Here is a 17000-nt window from a genome sequence, read left to right as displayed (position 1 = left end):
GTTTTCTCTGTCTGGCTGTTCTACATAAGGCCTCGGATGTGTTGCCCTTACGCAACATGCCACATGTCAGTAAACGGTAGGTGTAGCGGTATTAGCCGCAGCTATTTAGCCTCTACAACAAAACCGCCACTGTGATCCTTAGAATTCGACAAGCTTTTTACGGCACCAGTAAAGGCGGTTCTCCCTTCAAAAAAGCAGCAAAAACTGACGAGATTGGATAAAATGACACCACAAGTGACAACACATACAATCTATCGGAGGCGGTTATGGGGACAATACACTTCAGAATTGACGAGGAAACCAAACGTCTGGCCATGAAGGCTGCTGAGCGTCAGCAGGTCAGTCTTACCGAACTGATGCGCCAGCGTGCGGAAGAACTGGCCGAGGAAGAGCGACAGTATCAGCGCCATACCGGTGATGAATGGCTGGAAGCAAAAATTCAGGAAGCCTTCGCCCGTTACGATGCCGGTGAGGCCCAGTTCATCAGCAATGACGAGGCCAGTCAACGTATGGCGGCGCTGAAAGCGCAAGCCGCCCGGGGGGAACTGTGACGGCAACCGTTCGTTGGGAAAGGCAAGCTATCGCTGACCGCGAAGACATTTACCGTTACCTGTACCAGAACGCGGGACTGGAGGTCGCCAATGCCACCGATGACAAATTCGCCGCCGCAGTGGCGCTGCTGGAAACCACCCCGGAAGCGGGCGTCAGCATAGGGAAGTCGGGAGAACGACGTAAACTGGTGCTGACCCGGCTCCCGTTTATTTTGGTCTATGCGCTGAAACGCCACAGCGGCGACGTACATATCTTGCGACTATTGCATACCGCCCGGGATGTGTCGGCACGCTACCGTTCCAGATAAACACCCCTAGGATTCAGGCCCCCCTGCTCCGTTCCTTCTTGTCCATTCCCCATTCAGTTCGCACTCCCCTGATTAAAAAACAGCGGCTGATACGGCCTTAACACCAAATCCCGATTGACGATGATACGAACCGGCAGACCTGGCCGTTCGGTCAGTGTCGGCTGAATATCGAGGTTACGCCGGGTGAGCTCTTGTCCCGTCTGACTGACCGAATCCTGCAAGCTGTCACGTCCGGCAAGGATAATACGATCGCCATGTTGCCGGTTCCCCGGGGCAGCGAGTTCAACTCCCCCCCAGCATATTTGATGGGACAGCAGCAGGACAGCGTCTTTAAATACAGCCAGTTAAAGACACAAGTCTGACAGCGACTGGACTATAAAAGGACAAAATTATGGCTCGCCTGTTAAGGTCACCTGAATCGGGCAATAGCCTATTTATAACTTTTCCCTACGATCCCCGAGTTACTGGCTGTGTCCAGCCGCAGCCACAAATAACCTGCCAGCGACTCTATATTAGGCCTCAATAGCATCGTCATATGGTTACCCGGTACCACCAGCGTCCCCAGTTCTTCGACATGCTTCCTCCAGCCCGACTCCATGCCTTGTCGCTCCCTCCTGTCACTGTCCATAGCACTGACCAGATGAACCTGACCATGAAAGCGCGCTCTCGGGGTGTAACTGCTATTCAAATTAGCCTGCATCACTTGGACGATACCTTGCAACAGTGTGATTTGGGCATTTTCAGGGAAAAGCCCGGCTCCTTTCAGCACCGCAAACAAAAACTGCAGCTGCGCATCTGCATCTCGGCCCTTAAAATCCTCTCGAACAAGCCCAAGCGGTTGATCGAGCGTCATATTATAAATCTCAATCAACTTCATCAGCGTCTCAACACGGTCGACAGACTTGGACGGCCTCCCCTGAGGGTCAGGGGCTTCGCTATCAATTAGCATCAAATTAGCAACGCTTTCCCCATGTTCTTGCAGTTGAAGAGCGATTTCAAAGGCGATCCAGCCCCCAAAGGAATGGCCGAGGAGATGATAAGGTCCGTGAGCCTGCGTCTGACGGATCTTTTGCGTATAAGCTCGCGCATAGCTTTCAACACTGTTATACGGTGCTATCCGCGCATCAGCCAGACCTGGCGCCTCCAGGGCATGGACCGGCAACGACGCTGGCAACGACAAAGCCAGTTCCAGCAGGCTGAAAGCACTAGCCCCGGCACCTGGGATACAAAACAGTGGAAGGCGAGATGGTGAGCCACGCTGAATGATAACGCACGGATTATAGCCATGCTTCGGCAGCAAATCTTCTCTTATGGCATCAGCCAATTGACTTAGTAAGGGCTGGCGCATGATTGATCCATGGGTTCCTCCTATAGAGCGAAGCTGAGAATGACTATCCACAAGATCACGCCAACCCCTCCAAACATCGTCACTCAATGCCTCTTCCGCTGTATAAAGGTAGATAGGAACCTGTGATGCTGATGGTGTATAACGCTGTAACAGGCGTGTCAGGGTTTCAATGGTATTGATACGCACTAAAACATCCTCACGTGAAATATCTGCAGGGAGATAGGAAAGCTCAATACAACGATCCACCAATTGATCGAGATCCGCGATCTGACACAACCCTGTCACTTGCTCGACGCTGACATCAAAGTTTTCAACCAACGCTTTAATGAACATTTCACGAGAGACCTGTTGAGCATCACACGATTGAAGATGGTTTGTATCCAGTCCTTTGTGGTTACAGGAATCGATCATACCGAGGAACTCGACACGCTCACCACTCTGAAGCAGTTGTACAGTTATCTCGTAGGCGACGACACCTCCCATTGACCATCCAGCAAAGCGGTAAGGTCCTTGAGGCTGGACTCGACGAATGGCCTGGATATGGCAGGCTGCAAGTGCCTCAATCGATTCGGGTACAGTAGCTACATTCTGAATACCTATAGCCTGTAATACGTAGACGGGTAATTCAGATGGAAGTAAGGCTGCCAGCGGCGAATAAACCAGTGGATCACCAGAGGTCTCGTGTACCAAGAATAAAGGCCGTAAACTGCCTTCTGGTCTTAATGGTACCGGATTAGCATCAAAGGGAGAACTTGACTGGGTAAAAGAAGGCGGACCGATAACCATGGCCAAATCACACAGTATTGGGGTGGTGAATAAAGAGGCTAATGGAAGATCGAGGCCCTCCTCTCGCATACGGTTCAATAGGCGCACGGCAAGTAGAGAATGCCCGCCGAGCTCGAAGAAGTGATCGTGCCGTCCAACACGCGCCACACCCAGCACATCCTGCCAGATTTGCGCCAGCGCCGTTTCAATCTCGCCTGCCGGCGCCTCATAGCCCCGGCTGACCACCGCGCTCTGATCCGGGGCCGGTAAGGCCTTGCGATCGAGCTTGCCGTTGGGCGTCAGCGGCAGCGCATCCAGCCGCACAAAGGCCGACGGCAGCATATAGTCCGCCAGCTGCTGCGCCAGTGCCTGACGCAGCCCGGCGGGTTCGGGGAGGAATACCGGCTTCCGCGACCAGGTAGGCCACCAGACGCCTGTCACCCGGGCTGTCTTCGCGTGCAATCACCACCGCTTCGCGCACGCCGTCGCACTGCACCAGACACGCTTCGATCTCTCCGGGTTCGATACGGAAGCCCCGGATTTTGACCTGGCAGTCATTACGACCCAGGTATTCGATCGTGCCATCCGGCAGCCAGCGTCCCAGGTCCCCGGTTCGGTACATCCGCGCACCGGGCTGGCCTGCGAACGGATCCGCCAGGAAACGCGCAGCGGTGAGTTCCGGGCGGTTCAGATAGCCCCGGGCAACGCCGGCGCCGGCGATGTGGATTTCCCCCCTGACACCCACCGGAACCGGCTGACCATGCGGGTCGAGGATGTAGATCCGGGTGTTGGCGATCGGACGGCCAATTGACAAGGTTCCCTCCATAGAAAGAACCCGTGATGTGAGCGACCATATTGTGGTTTCAGTCGGTCCATAAAGGTTCCAGACTTCTGCAGCACTCGCTATTAACTGTTGCCTGAGCGTGCTGCTCATTGCTTCACCACCACACAACACTTTAAGTCCTGCTCCTGGAATCCAGTCCTGCTGCAAAAGCATGGACCAGGTGGATGGAGTGGCTTGTATCACACTAGGCCTGAGGCGCTCGATCATCCCACACAACTTATCAGCCTGCTTGCTCGTTTCATGCGAAACAAGAAGACATTGAGCCCCCCTGATCAACGGCAAATAGAGCTCTAGTCCAGCAATATCGAAGCTTAAGGTCGTCAATGCCAACAACTTGTCATTAGCACTCAAGCCGGGCTGCGTTGTCATTGAGGACAAGAAATTAACGACCGAAGCATGCTCAACCATCACCCCCTTCGGCTGTCCGGTCGATCCGGAGGTGTAGATCACATAGGCAAGGTGCCTGGCACTCAGGCCCGGAACAACCGGGTTGTCGCTGTCTGTGCTGCCCATGTCGGCATCGAGCAGCAGTGTCGGCAGGCCTGAACCCAGGTTTGCCTGCAACGCCCTTTGCGTGAGAAGCGCCACCGGCTGTGCATCCGCGAGCATATACGCCAGACGCGCCGAAGGGTATGCCGGATCCAGCGGCACATACGCGCCACCGGCCTTGAGGATCGCCAGGATACCCACCACCATCTCCAGGCTGCGCTCTGCACAGACTGCCACCCGTTCGTCCGGCTGCACGCCCAGGCTAATCAGGCTGTGTGCAACGCGATTGGCGCGGGCATTCAGTTCAGCATAGCTCAGCGACTGCCCGTCAAAGACCACCGCGGTGGCGTCCGGCGTCTGCCCGACCTGCCCTTCGAACAGTTGGTGGAGCAGCGTCTCTTGCGGGAACGCCGCCTGCGTCGCATTGAAGCCGGCCAGTAAGTGCCGACGCTCGGCGTCAGGCAGAATCGGTATGCTCAGAATTTGCTGTCGCGGATCCGATGCCAAGGCCTGCAGCAGTCCTGTCATCGCCGTCAGCATATACGCATTGAGCCGTGCCGGGTCGATAGCCGATACACACTGTGCCGTCAGACTAAAGTCCTGGCCCAGATCGTCGACAAACAGGGCAAACGGATAGTGGGTGCGCTCCTCAAAATACTGCATTCGCATCCCCTCCCATGCCTGTAGAGTCTCTGCTGCACGACTATGGCGGTAATTAAGCAGGCTACCAAATAGTGGCAGTAACGGCGCAACACCGCTACAGCGTTGTGCCAGCGACAATGGTGCCTGCTCATGTTCAAGCAGCACCATCAACTGACGGTAGGCGCCATGCACCACCTCCAGCACACCTTGCTGTGCCAGCGTCAGACGCAGCGGCAACGTATTGATAAACATGCCCAGCGTCTGTCCAGCATTGGCCCCCCCTTGCAAACGGCCGAGTAGCACGGTACCAAAGACCACATCGTCACATCCGCTGGTTTGCGCCAGTACCTGCGCCCAGGCAACATGGAACAACACGCCAGGGCTGATACCCAGTTGTCGTGCCTGCTGACGAATGGCCATGGCCAGGTCGCTATCCAGCATCAGCCGGGCTTCGGCAATCTCCGCGTTATCCTGTGTCGGCTCAAGAATGCCAAAGGGTGCAGTGGGCTCTTCAACCTCCTGCAACTGACTGCGGAAGTACTCCTCATGGACTGCCGCTGGCACACTGCGGCTTTGTGCAACAAAGTGGCGGTAGGGGAAGCAGGGTGCCAAGCCCGCTCCCCTCCCCTGCTGAATCTCGCCAATCTCCGCGACGATCAATTCCAGGCTCATATGATCAGTCACAATGTGGTGGAATCCCAGCGCCAGCAACCATTCGTCCTGCCTGGCGTCGTAGGCGATATCGCTAAAGAACAGCGGCGCGCGGCCCAGATCAAGGCGGCGTGTACGCGGATCCGAGTACGCCTGCAGTTGCGTCAGTGCGTCTTCTTCGCTCACAAGCGGAAGTTCGGCCACAGGCAAGCTGGCCTGGCGCCATACCACCTGCACCGGCTGGGGCAGGTGGTGCCAACACAGACTGCTGCGCAGAATATCGTGACGATCGATCACCTGCTGCAAGGCACTGAGGAAGGCATCCAGACGCGAGCGTGAATCAAAGGCCAGGATGCTGCGCAACAAATAGTTATCACCCTGTTGCTGTAGCAGGTGATGAAACAATATCCCCTCCTGCAGTGGCGCGAGCGGATAAATGTCCTGAACGTTGGCCGCGCCCCCCGGAATGGCCGCAACGATAGTCTCGATCTCCGCCTGGGAGAGCGCGACTAACGGCAGCATTTCTGGGGTGATTGCCGTACACCCATCGGGAATCAGGTTCGGTGGCGCCACAAAGGCGCCCGTATTCCCTTGCGGCTGGCCAATCGCCCGTGCCATATCACTGAGGGTAGGCGTACTAAAGACACTACGCACATCCAGTTTCATCTCCAGACGGCGCAACCGTTCAATCAGCTGTGACAGTCAGCAGCGAATGCCCGCCGAGTTCGAAGAAGTGATCGTGCCGTCCGACGCGCGCCACCCCCAGCACATCCTGCCAGATTTGCGCCAGCGCCGTTTCAATCTCGCCTGCCGGCGCCTCATAGCCCCGGCTGACCACCGCGCCCTGATCCGGCGCGGGCAAGGCGTGGCGATCGAGCTTGCCGTTGGGCGTCAGCGGCAGCGCATCCAGCCGCACATACGCCGACGGCAGCATATAGTCCGCCAGTTGCTGCGCCAGCGCCTGACGCAGCCCGGCGGGTTCGGGAAGGATACCGGCTTCCGCGACCAGATAGGCCACCAGACGCCTGTCACCCGGGCTGTCTTCGCGTGCAATCACCACCGCTTCGCGCACGCCGGCGCACTGTACCAGACACGCTTCGATCTCTCCGGGTTCGATACGGAAGCCCCGGATTTTGACCTGGCAGTCATTACGGCCCAGGTATTCGATCGTGCCATCCGGCAGCCAGCGTCCCAGATCCCCGGTTCGGTACATCCGCGCACCGGGCTGGCCTGCGAACGGATCCGCCAGGAAGCGCGCAGCGGTGAGTTCCGGGCGGTTCAGATAGCCCCGGGCAACGCCGGCGCCGGCGATGTGGATTTCCCCCCTGACACCCACCGGAACCGGCTGGCCATGCGGGTCGAGGATGTAGATCCGGGTGTTGGCGATCGGTCGGCCAATGGGCGGAAAACTGATGTTTAACTCACTGGGTGAATTCAGAATATAGCTCGTAACGACATGTGTTTCGCTCGGGCCATAATGGTTATGTAATTGGCAATGCGGGTTAGCTTGTAATAGCTTGCGTATAGCGGGGGTAATGTGTAACTGCTCACCGGCAGTAACAATGTGTTTTAAACATTTTAAATTAATGGTCTGCAGATTAGTGGTTTCTGCCAGTTGCTGTAATGCAATGTAAGGCAAAAATATCCGTGTGATGTGTTCTTTCTCAATTAAATGCAGTATTGCCAAAGGGTTCCGTCGCGTCTCTTCACGGATCAAGACCAGCGATCCCCCCTGGCTTAATGTTGCGAATATTTCCTGAAAGGCAACGTCAAACCCCAGTGCTGCAAACTGTAATGTTTTGTCTGCCATCGTGATCGATGACGGTTCTTGTCGATGCCAATATAATAAGTTCAGGAGTGCCGCAGCCTGCATCGCCACCCCTTTGGGCTGCCCGGTCGATCCGGAGGTGTAGATCACATAGGCAAGGTGCCTGGCACTCAGGCCCGGAACAACCGGGTTGTCGCTGTCTGTGCTGCCCATGTCGGCATCGAGCAGCAGTGTCGGCAGGTCTGAACCCAGGTTTGCCTGCAACGCCCTTTGCGTGAGAAGCGCCACCGGCTGTGCATCCGCGAGCATATACGCCAGACGCGCTGAAGGGTATGCCGGATCCAGCGGCACATACGCGCCACCGGCCTTGAGGATCGCCAGGATACCCACCACCATCTCCAGGCTGCGCTCTGCACAGACTGCCACCCGTTCGTCCGGCTGCACGCCCAGGCTAATCAGGCTGTGTGCAACGCGATTGGCGCGGGCATTCAGTTCAGCATAGCTCAGCGACTGCCCGTCAAAGACCACCGCGGTGGCGTCCGGCGTCTGCCCGACCTGCCCTTCGAACAGCTGGTGGAGCAGCGTCTCTTGCGGGAACGCCGCCTGCGTCGCATTGAAGTCGGCCAGTAATTGCCGACGCTCGGCGTCAGATAACATCGATAAGTGGTTAATCAGCGTATCTGGACCACGAAGCGCTGCCCCTAATAACACGCTCAGCCGTCGCTGTAGCGCCTCGACCTCCATCTTGCTCAAATGGCCTGGTGCACAACTGAACTCAATGGTAACAGGCGTATTGTCATCATCTTGGGAGTACTTGTATTGTTGAATACTGATGGCAAGCGGATTGGAAGTGCCGCGATGCACCCCGACCAGGCTAATACTACAGTACTCCATTGACGCATTCGTTTCGAACAACTCCAGCGATAGCAAAATATCAAATAGCTGAGAACGTCCAGTCTTTTGCTGGACTCTAGTGTGACGATTGATTTCCGATATAGGAAAGCGTTGATGTTTATGACACTTTCGCAGTTCGCTTGCACATTTATGCATCACATCCAGGAATGTATCCTGATCCGCTATGCAAATCCTCACAGGAATGACGGATGCGAACATCCCTATCGTATTTTTTTGCCTGGCGTTACGACGGTTATGCACCGGAATACCAATGACGATGTCCCGCTCACCCGTCGTTCGCGTGAAGTAGCATGCCAACAACGCATACATAAAGTGCAACAGCGATAGGCGGTGTTCATTAAGCATTGCCTCGATGGTTTTTAATAGCGGTGCCTCAAGCTGCCAACGTAGCGGTGACTCGGACACCTCATGACTCATGTGAGTACTATTTGCAGGAATGAGTATTGGGGGCAGCGTTGCATAACGCTCCAACCAGAAATCCCGGTCCTGGCTATAGCCCGCTGAATGGAAATAGGCGAGATCCTCTGTAATAAAATCGAGGTAGGATGGCGCTCGTTCCGCCATACCCACTTTATTGATCAAGCGGGTATACGTATCCGCAACCTCTCTCATAATCAGGATGATATTACGACCATCCAGAATCAAATGATGACAGCAACAATGCCAATACCAGCACGACTCGCTAATCCGCAGCAAGTCAGAACGCCAGAGTTGCCCTGTTAAGTCAAACGCCTGCCTAACCAGGGCGTTGACGTGTTTATCCAGCTCAGCTTCCGGGTCTGTGCAACCAGACAGGTCGTGGATACGAGTCGGGATAGGCGCGCTGTTACAGAGTACCTGAATGGGCTCATTGATCTCTTTAAGTTGCAGGCGCAGCGCATCGTGGCGCTCCACAGAAATTTCTACCGCCTGGACGAACAGTGCCTGATCAAGCCTGCCCTCAATACGATAGAGCAGGCCCAGATTATAGTGACTGGAGTCTGGGTGAAGTATTTGCTCCAACCATATGACCTGCTGAGGAGAGCTGAGTGGCCATTGCTCTCCATCCATCCGGGAGCTGTCATGGCGTATCGCTTGTGCAGGGATGGTGTCGTATCGCATGTATGGACTCCTGGAGTTGTAAAATGTGGCTTCAGAAACCCCCCATCTTTCTGCAGACTTCCTCCACCCGCGTACCGGTTTCGGCCAGCTTCAGGGCAAACACAATTTGCTCTTCGGTATAACGCGTCTTTCTCTGCCGGATGACTTCTTTTTTTACGATGAGAGAGGCCGAAAACTCTACTCTACGTCGGCACTGAATACAGGGAATGAGTAATATTCCGAATTGCCTCCCCAGTATCGGGCCTCTCTTTCCCCACCGTCCATTCCCCCTTCAGTTCGCACTCCCCTGATTAAAAAACAGCGGTTGATACGGCCTTAACACCAAATCCCGGTTGACGATGATACGAACCGGCAGGCCTGGCCGTTCGGTCAGTGTCGGCTGAATATCGAGGTTACGCCGGGTAAGTTCTTGTCCCGCCTGACTGACCGAATCCTGCAAACTGTCACGTCCGGCAAGAATAATGCGATCGCCATGCTGTCGGTTCTCCGGGGCAGCCAGTTCAGCACCCACCCCCAGTAGTGTGGTCATTGCCGCGCCGGCAATCACACGATCCCAATGCCAGTCCACCTGATCTTCCAGCCCGACGTAACCGGCCGGGTCGGCACCGGCCAGATTATCCAGCGTCAGCGACGACGTATCCGGCAGGATAATGCGGTTCCAGACCACCTGAACCCGGCTTTGCCCATAGCTGACCTGGCTATTGTATTTACCCAGTAAGCGCGAGCCTTGCGGGATCAGCAGATAATGCCCGGTCGCCGTGTCGTAGACCGGTTCGGTGACGGTGGCGATCACCGGCCCCGGCAGGTCGGAACGAAGGCGCTCCGTTCTCCCCCTTCCCCACCACTATGGAGGCCGGAGGCATCGGAACCGAGGCTGTCGGAGCCGGCTCGTCCAGATCGACAACCGGTGGCCGGTTTCCCATACCACGACACCCGATCAGTGCCAGTATCAGGTAACAGACAGGACCGTAATACCACCACGTTCTCATGGCTGACCGCCTTCCGGCATCGCCAGTTCCCGGCTCCACGACAGGCCGTTGATATAGACGCCCAACGGATTCAGCCGTAACTGCTGCTCGGTACGCGGCGTGTGCTGCACAACGGTCAGCATGGCAGTCCAGCGTTCGGTCTCCGACGGAGTGCCTTGGGCAAAGTGTTGTTCGCTCCAGCGCACTTCAAACGATCGATCGCTGGAGCGCACCACACTGGCAATCTGCACCGTGACGGACTCGTTCAATGACGGCCATCGCCACCTGCAAGTGTCTGGATCATATGCCCGCCGTTGCCAACTGGCTGCTATATGCTGACTCGGCCAGAGTCGTGAACGAATCCCGACCTCATCCGGATCAGCCAACCAAAGTCGCGGCTATGGTGCGCGAAAACGTCATCGCTCAGTTGGCTAACATCCAGACTCACCCATCCGTTCGCCTGGCGCTTGAAGAAGGCCGGGTAACTCTGCACGGCTGGCTCTATGACATTGGGAGTGGTTGCATTGATACTTTTGATGGCACAACCCGCGCCTTCGTGTCCCTTGCTGAAAATCCAGAAGTTAACGCCGTTTCCTCGCAAGCCAGGCATGTTGCCTGAACCCCTTACTTACCAGGAGAAAAGACCATGATCCAGATTCAAGTCACTCAGGCCGCACGTCAGGCACTCACCGAAACCATTATTCTGGCTAAGGCACGCAAGGAACTCTCCTTCTCCGAAATCGTTGACGGCACAGGTTTGTCAGAAGCCTTCGTTACTGCAGCCCTGCTTGGTCAGCATCCGTTGCCTGCCGACGCAGCAGTCGTTGTCGGCAAGAAGCTCGATCTGAATGCTGATGACGTTAAACTGTTGCAGTCAGTACCCGTCCGCGGCAGCTTTACCGATGGCATCCCGACCGATCCGACAATCTACCGTTTCTACGAGATGATGTCAGTTTACGGGCCTACTCTTAAGGCTCTGGTTCATGAGAAATTTGGCGACGGCATTATCAGCGCCATTAACTTCAAACTGGATATCAAGAAAGTTGATGATCCGGATGGTGGCCATCGTGCGGTGATCACCCTGGACGGCAAGTACCTGCCGACCAAACCTTTCTGATCCTCTCAGAATTCAGCCCGGCGACTGAAAAGCCGGGCCGCCTACGTTTTCAGTCGCGGTGTGTTCCGTCTCTTTTCGTTTAACACCTGATAGTCGCGGCGTCAGCATCGACACTGTGCCGGATAGCGTCAATACCCGATTTGTCACCGTCCCCCCAACTGAACCTCCGTCAAAACTCACCGGGAGTCAGGCCCATAACTGCACGAAACGCAGCGGAAAATGCGGCCGGTGATGAAAAACCAAGCTGCCAGGCAATCTGTTTTACAGGTACGTTTTCAGAAAGAAGATCCAGTGATGCGTATATTCTTGCGCGCTGCTTCCATGTCCGGAAGCTGAACCCCGTATCACGTGAAAACAGGCGGGAGAAAGACCTTTCCGACATGTTTGCTATGTCAGCCATATCGGTTAACGAGGTTTCCCAGCGATGGCTGGACATCAGCTCTCCTATAGCACGGAATAATCGGTCATCCTGCGGCATCGGTAGTTCTGCGGGTACGGATGGTGCCTCACCGATAATTTCCAGAAGTAAAAGCGCCATTTTTCGCTTCGTCAGCGTGTGGTAATCATTTATAAACAGGCCAGCTATTAATTCCTTTACCAGCGGAACCACGTCGATCACATGTACCCGGTCATTCTTTGCGAAATGTGCGCACTCAGAAATCAGGCTACCGCTGAAGTAAACTGCACGTAGCTCCGTACGCGACAGAAGTCTGTATGAGTGTTCCATCAACGGCGGCAGCCAGAGCGCCCGTTGAGGGGGAATAACCCATCGCCTGCCCGCGGCCTCAACCAGCAGAACGCCGCTGCTAGCGTATAAAAGTTGCCCTTCCAGGTGATAATGAGGGGGATCTTCTTCCCCACGCCGGTAGGAAATAGCGGTCGCCGACCAGCCTGTTGAGTCATCGTGCCTTGGCGTTTTATCGATGCTTACTGACATTTCAAAATCAAACCTCACATCTATCATGTCCCGACTGGCGTTACCCGACCGGTATTTCGCAGGGGGTGATATGCGCCTGACTTAATTACTTATCAAGATTCTGAAGGATATAAGCCTATGCGAGTACATTTTATTGTGCATGAACACTTTGAAGCACCCGGCGTGTTTGAAACCTGGGCCATGATTCGTGGCCATGAGGTAACCTTCTCTCGCGTTTATGCGGGTCAGAAACTTCCTGAAGATGCACGGAATATCGATCTGCTGGTAGTCATGGGGGGCCGCAGGATCCGTCCGTCACGCCTGATGAATGTGCACATTTTGACTCAAGAGCTGAACAGGCACTTATTGCCTCTGTAGTACATCTGGGGAAAGCCGTCATCGGCGTCTGCCTTGGTGCCCAGCTGATCGGGGAAGCCCTGGGCGCACGCTTCGCGCACAGCCCGGAAAAAGAGATCGGCAAGTTTCCAGTTTTTATGACCGCAGAAAGCGAACGGAACCCGCTGTTTTCTCACTTCGGTAATAAGCTCGATGTCGGGCACTGGCATAACGACATGCCGGGACTTACGCCCGCGGCGGAGATCGTCGCCTACAGCGAAGGTTGCCCACGACAGATAGTTGCTTATTCTGAGCTGGTCTACGGGTTTCAGTGCCATATGGAACTTACACCGTCCCTTGTCGAATTGCTGATCGCGCATTCCGACAGGGATTTACGTCGGGCCGCAGAATATCGATTCGTTCAGACACCGGAAGAATTACGGAGCCACGACTACAGCGAAATGAACAGAGCATTATTCACTTTTCTCGACAAACTCGAGTCACGCTACCGCCAGACAGGTATATGACTTCGTTACCTGCAGCGGAACGGCATGCCGTACAATCGGCTCCTTGTCGTTATTACTGTGTCGAAAAAAGCCCCCGATAAGTAACAGGTCGCACGCTTAACGGGGGGAAGTATGTAAATACTCAATAGTCCGGTTCCAAAAAATTTCCGCGCTAACCCGGACAACGGACAGAGGGCAAAAACGACCGGTCGATGAAACCGACCGGCTAGCTGGCAGTTACTTCAGGTGTTCTTTCAGTTCATAGGCGGCCTGACCAAGTGCGGTCCGCACGGCAGGCACGTCGCTCAGCGCGTTCAGCAGACCGAAATCATGAATTAACCCGTTGTAGCGGGTAACCGTCACGTTGACGCCAGCGGCATCAAGCTTGCGGCCAAAAGCCTCGCCTTCGTCGCGCAGTACGTCAAGTTCGGCAGTCTGAATCAGAGTGGGCGGCAGTCCCTTCAGTTGTTCAGGCGTTGCGCGCAGCGGCGACGCCAGGATGTTATTACGATCGCCTTCTTTAGTGGTGTATGCATCCCAGAACCACTTCATCATATTACGCGACAGGAAGTACCCGTTCTCATACTGGTTATAAGAACCAGTATTGAAGTTCGCGTCAGTCACGGGCCAGAGCATGACCTCATAGCGGATGGCCGGCGCTTTATGTTGCTTGGCCTGGAGCGCTACGGCAGCAACCATGTTACCGCCGACGCTGTTACCTACCAGCGCCAGGCGACTGCCGTCAACGCCAATCTCGCTACCGTGCTCGGCAACCCAGCGGGTTGCTGCATAGGCCTGATTAATCGCAACCGGGAAATGCGCTTCCGGCGATGGTGTATAGTCGACAAAGACGGCTGCTGCACCGGACTCGGTGACCAGATCACGGACGAGTCGTTCATGTGTCGCAAAGTCGCCCAGTATCCAGCCACCGCCATGGAAGAACATGAAAACTGGCAAGATTCCCTGTGCGTTATTAGGTTTCACAATGTGAAGTTTGATGGAGCCGCCTTCAACGTTGATCGTTTTTTCAGCGACGTCGGCAGCAGGCAGTTTGGCACCCTTCTGAGCGTTGATCAGCACCTGTCGTGCGTCCCGTGGAGACAGCTGTTCAATAGGCTTACCCCCGGCGCCGTTCAGGGCACTGAGAAATTCCTGCACGTGACGCTCTGGCTGTGAAGCATCGGCAAAGCTGTTGGCTGAGACGGCCGCCATTGCGGCAGTCAGAAACATAGATTTAATATTCATAATACGGCCTCATTAACATATTTTACTATTAAATAGCACGCGATTTAAATGAATAAAGCACATCGCTCGTACTTGATCCTTAAAAACCATGCACTGAGAAAACTTAAGAGCTCTCCGCCTCAACCAGCTTGCTTTTTTCATCAACTGGCTGAGTAAAGCCCCGACCAGGACAGTAGTCGCGGGCGTTACGCGGGGTAACTCAATGAATTACAGACCCAGGTCAGACAGGCTTGGATAATCGTCAGGACGGCGCCCCAGAGGCCAGTGGAACTTGCGCTCACTTTCTTTAATCGGCATGTCATTGATACATGCGTAGCGGTGATGCATCAGCCCGTCTTCACCAAATTCCCAGTTTTCGTTCCCGTAAGAACGGAACCAGTTACCGGAGTCATCGCGCCACTCGTAAGCGTACCGGACAGCAATGCGGTCACCGTCAAAGGCCCACAGTTCCTTGATAAGACGGTACTCCAGCTCTTTTTTCCACTTGCGCTCGAGGAAACCCCGGGCCTCTTCTCGATTATTTGCAAACTCTGCGCGGTTACGCCATTTGGTGTCCAGAGAGTAAGCGAGCGACACTTTATCGGCATCGCGGGTGTTCCAGCCATCTTCGGCAAGTCTTACTTTCTCAAGCGCTGACTCGCGGGTGAACGGCGGCAGTGGCGGACGGATTTGTGAATCGGACATGGTGGTGCCTCCAGGATAATTGGATACTTCAGTTAGTGTTTTCTCTTTGGAACTCAGCCCCTGCTATGGGATCTGTTTCAGTAACAGCTGAGCGACATCTCTTGCATCATCGGCGGCGCTGTAATCGCCCATGACGCGCGACATAGTGATGGCGCCTTCAATCAGTATCAGTAGCTGCCGGGCCAGAGGTAACGCCTGCGCTGTATTCAGCTGGCCGGTAAGCTCAAGCACGTAGTCCAGCAGCTTCTGTTTGTGCACGCTGGCTATCTGACGAACCGGATCAGAAGGATCCCCCACTTCGCCTGCCGTGTTGATAAACGCGCATCCGCGATATCCCTCCGACTCGAACCAGCCTTTAAGCACGGTGAACACATTCAGGATGCGATCCCGCGGCGTATCCGCTTTGTCACATTCGGTCCTGAACCATTCCATCCAGCGCACATCACGTGCATTCAGCGCCGCGGCGGCTACCTCGTCCTTGTTCGCGAAATGGTGATAAATACTTTTCCGTGCCACACCTGAAGTCTTCACCAGGAGGTCCATGCCGGTCGCATGAATACCGTTCTGGTAGATGAGTTCTTCTGCGGTTGCGAGAATTTTCTCCCGCGTGTTTGTCGTGTTTCTGTTCATGAGATAATGGTAGAATGATCGTTCTACCTCCGTCAAGTGTTAGTCGATAATCTTTTTTGCGTACCGTCAGGATGCATTTATAAAATTTTTAAGAATCAATAACAAAATGCTGTCTGGGCAAAAAAATTGTATAACGCTGTAGCGTGCAGGAACGAAAACCCGATGTCCGGCGGGGCGTTCCGTACGTTCTCAGTGTGAAGGATGGAGGCTGCATTCGGGAGGGGCAGGTCAAAAAAATCTGTAAAAATCATACGGTCTGTACGGCTGAAAACCGGGTGGGCTTAAGTGGCACCCGGATCCGGACGCCGTCTGCCCTTTTCCTACTGAAGCAAACGTGGCGGGCTGCACGGAGTTGCAACCGTGTGGAGGGAACTGGCGTCGTTACGAATTCTTCCTGTTCCGGAACGCCGCGACTTTCATACGATTACCGCAGGTCGCCATGCTGCACCACCGACGGCGATGCGATTTACTCAAATCGTGAAAAAGCAGAATACAGTTATGGGCTTCGCACTGACGCACATATTCAAATTTGTCGTCAGTAATCAGTTTCACCAACTCGTCGGCAACAGGCCAGAGAAGGCTGGCGGCGCTGTGCGTGCCTGAACGAACATCAACACGGTATCGCTGTGTCCCTTCATCCCATTGCAGCCTCGTCTCGGGCTTTCCGTCCCTGAGTATTCTGTTAACTACAGTCAGGTCAGCTGCAACGGACTCCATAGCAGCATGCACCACTGCCCTGGCGGCCTCACGGAATTGGCGGGCTTCAGTCAGTAACCCGGGAGGGGCCTCCGTGCTTTTCGGTAAAAGACCCGCCGTTTCCAGCCACTCCAGGACGCAGAGATCGTCGTCAAAACACTCATGACGCTCATCACCTGTCCCGTATTCACTGTTGATGAAATCCAGCGCGAGGTTATCGGCCAGAAAGAGAGGCTGAGATGCAAGATGTTTAAATTCCATACACAACCGTAACTTGTAAAATCATTTTGACAGGTTACCATAATAACATGTAACCTTCAATTCCACATTTTAACGGTTACAAGGGGTGCTATGACGTCTTCATATTCGGAGTTATCAACAGCAGATAACACACCTGCCACACAGGTGCATTACCACCATAAGCAGGCAGGCGACGTTAATGTTTTTTACCGTGAGGCCGGCGATCCGGCATCGCCGGTCCTGCTGATGCTGCACGGTTTTGCGGGCTAATGGTTTATTT

At 54.8% G+C, this 17000-nt stretch carries 10 protein-coding genes and 7 pseudogenes; 6 read left to right on the top strand and 11 right to left on the bottom strand.

Annotated elements, in window-relative coordinates; genetic code table 11:
* Positions 1 to 266 precede the first annotated feature (266 nt).
* Both DDA898_RS08470 and DDA898_RS08465 read left to right on the top strand, forming a co-directional pair.
* A complete protein-coding gene (locus DDA898_RS08470; protein ID WP_038910903.1) occupies positions 267 to 551 on the top strand; it encodes a damage-inducible protein J in 285 nt (94 codons plus the stop codon).
* Positions 548 to 859 (top strand): type II toxin-antitoxin system RelE/ParE family toxin, encoded by a 312-nt coding sequence (locus tag DDA898_RS08465; RefSeq protein ID WP_038910902.1) that lies wholly within the window; start codon positions 548 to 550, stop codon positions 857 to 859. Before DDA898_RS08470 ends, DDA898_RS08465 begins: the two co-directional genes overlap by 4 nt.
* A gap of 53 nt (positions 860 to 912) precedes the next feature.
* On the opposite strand, the pseudogene DDA898_RS22195 reads toward DDA898_RS08465, so the two are convergent.
* The 6 genes and pseudogenes from DDA898_RS22195 to DDA898_RS08450 all read right to left on the bottom strand — a co-directional run.
* Positions 913 to 1149 (bottom strand): annotated as a pseudogene (locus DDA898_RS22195) (TrbI/VirB10 family protein); the annotation flags it as partial.
* 140 nt (positions 1150 to 1289) lie between these two features.
* Complete coding sequence (locus DDA898_RS22190) at positions 1290 to 3314, bottom strand: thioesterase domain-containing protein (protein WP_071604519.1); 2025 nt, start codon at positions 3312 to 3314, stop codon at positions 1290 to 1292.
* Positions 3315 to 3375: 61 nt separating this feature from the next.
* A pseudogene (locus DDA898_RS23975) lies at positions 3376 to 9331 on the bottom strand (amino acid adenylation domain-containing protein); the annotation flags it as partial.
* A 51-nt stretch (positions 9332 to 9382) separates the two neighbouring features.
* Positions 9383 to 9524, bottom strand: a pseudogene (locus tag DDA898_RS22180) (transposase); the annotation flags it as partial.
* 129 nt (positions 9525 to 9653) lie between these two features.
* A pseudogene (locus tag DDA898_RS08455) lies at positions 9654 to 10199 on the bottom strand (TraB/TrbI/VirB10 family type IV secretion system protein); the annotation flags it as partial.
* A 168-nt stretch (positions 10200 to 10367) separates the two neighbouring features.
* A complete protein-coding gene (locus DDA898_RS08450; protein WP_438830420.1) occupies positions 10368 to 10556 on the bottom strand; it encodes a VirB8/TrbF family protein in 189 nt (62 codons plus the stop codon).
* 59 nt (positions 10557 to 10615) lie between these two features.
* Between DDA898_RS08450 and DDA898_RS08445 the strand changes: the two are divergent.
* Both DDA898_RS08445 and cynS read left to right on the top strand, forming a co-directional pair.
* A pseudogene (locus DDA898_RS08445) lies at positions 10616 to 10969 on the top strand (carbonic anhydrase); the annotation flags it as partial.
* 27 nt (positions 10970 to 10996) lie between these two features.
* Entirely contained in the window at positions 10997 to 11467 is a 471-nt protein-coding gene (cynS, locus tag DDA898_RS08440) for a cyanase (RefSeq protein ID WP_033577180.1), read from the top strand.
* Positions 11468 to 11636: 169 nt separating this feature from the next.
* Here cynS and DDA898_RS08435 read toward each other — a convergent pair whose 3' ends face one another.
* Positions 11637 to 12404 carry an AraC family transcriptional regulator gene (locus tag DDA898_RS08435; protein WP_038912499.1) on the bottom strand — a complete coding sequence of 256 codons (768 nt, stop codon included), beginning with the start codon at positions 12402 to 12404 and terminating at the stop codon, positions 11637 to 11639.
* Between the two features lie 117 nt (positions 12405 to 12521).
* On the opposite strand from DDA898_RS08435, the pseudogene DDA898_RS22175 reads away from it, so the two are divergent.
* Positions 12522 to 13246: pseudogene (locus DDA898_RS22175) on the top strand (type 1 glutamine amidotransferase).
* A 216-nt stretch (positions 13247 to 13462) separates the two neighbouring features.
* On the opposite strand, the gene DDA898_RS08425 reads toward DDA898_RS22175, so the two are convergent.
* The 4 genes from DDA898_RS08425 to DDA898_RS08410 all read right to left on the bottom strand — a co-directional run bounded on the left by DDA898_RS08425 (position 13463) and on the right by DDA898_RS08410 (position 16741).
* The gene (locus DDA898_RS08425) at positions 13463 to 14470 is read right to left on the bottom strand and encodes an alpha/beta hydrolase (protein WP_038910891.1); all 1008 of its coding nucleotides are present in this window, start codon (positions 14468 to 14470) and stop codon (positions 13463 to 13465) included.
* Positions 14471 to 14677: 207 nt separating this feature from the next.
* Positions 14678 to 15154 carry a nuclear transport factor 2 family protein gene (locus tag DDA898_RS08420; RefSeq protein WP_038910890.1) on the bottom strand — a complete coding sequence of 159 codons (477 nt, stop codon included), beginning with the start codon at positions 15152 to 15154 and terminating at the stop codon, positions 14678 to 14680.
* A gap of 63 nt (positions 15155 to 15217) precedes the next feature.
* Positions 15218 to 15784, bottom strand: coding sequence for a TetR/AcrR family transcriptional regulator (locus DDA898_RS08415; protein ID WP_038910889.1), 567 nt, complete (start codon positions 15782 to 15784; stop codon positions 15218 to 15220).
* 381 nt (positions 15785 to 16165) lie between these two features.
* The gene (locus DDA898_RS08410; protein ID WP_038910888.1) at positions 16166 to 16741 is read right to left on the bottom strand and encodes a CGNR zinc finger domain-containing protein; all 576 of its coding nucleotides are present in this window, start codon (positions 16739 to 16741) and stop codon (positions 16166 to 16168) included.
* A gap of 90 nt (positions 16742 to 16831) precedes the next feature.
* Here DDA898_RS08410 and DDA898_RS23645 point away from each other — a divergent pair.
* Positions 16832 to 16987: pseudogene (locus tag DDA898_RS23645) on the top strand (alpha/beta hydrolase); the annotation flags it as partial.
* Positions 16988 to 17000 lie beyond the last annotated feature (13 nt).

Origin of the sequence: Dickeya dadantii NCPPB 898 (genome assembly GCF_000406145.1) — a bacterium.
GTDB classification, from domain to species: domain Bacteria; phylum Pseudomonadota; class Gammaproteobacteria; order Enterobacterales; family Enterobacteriaceae; genus Dickeya; species Dickeya dadantii.
This window is presented reverse-complemented; position numbering and strand designations above follow the sequence as displayed.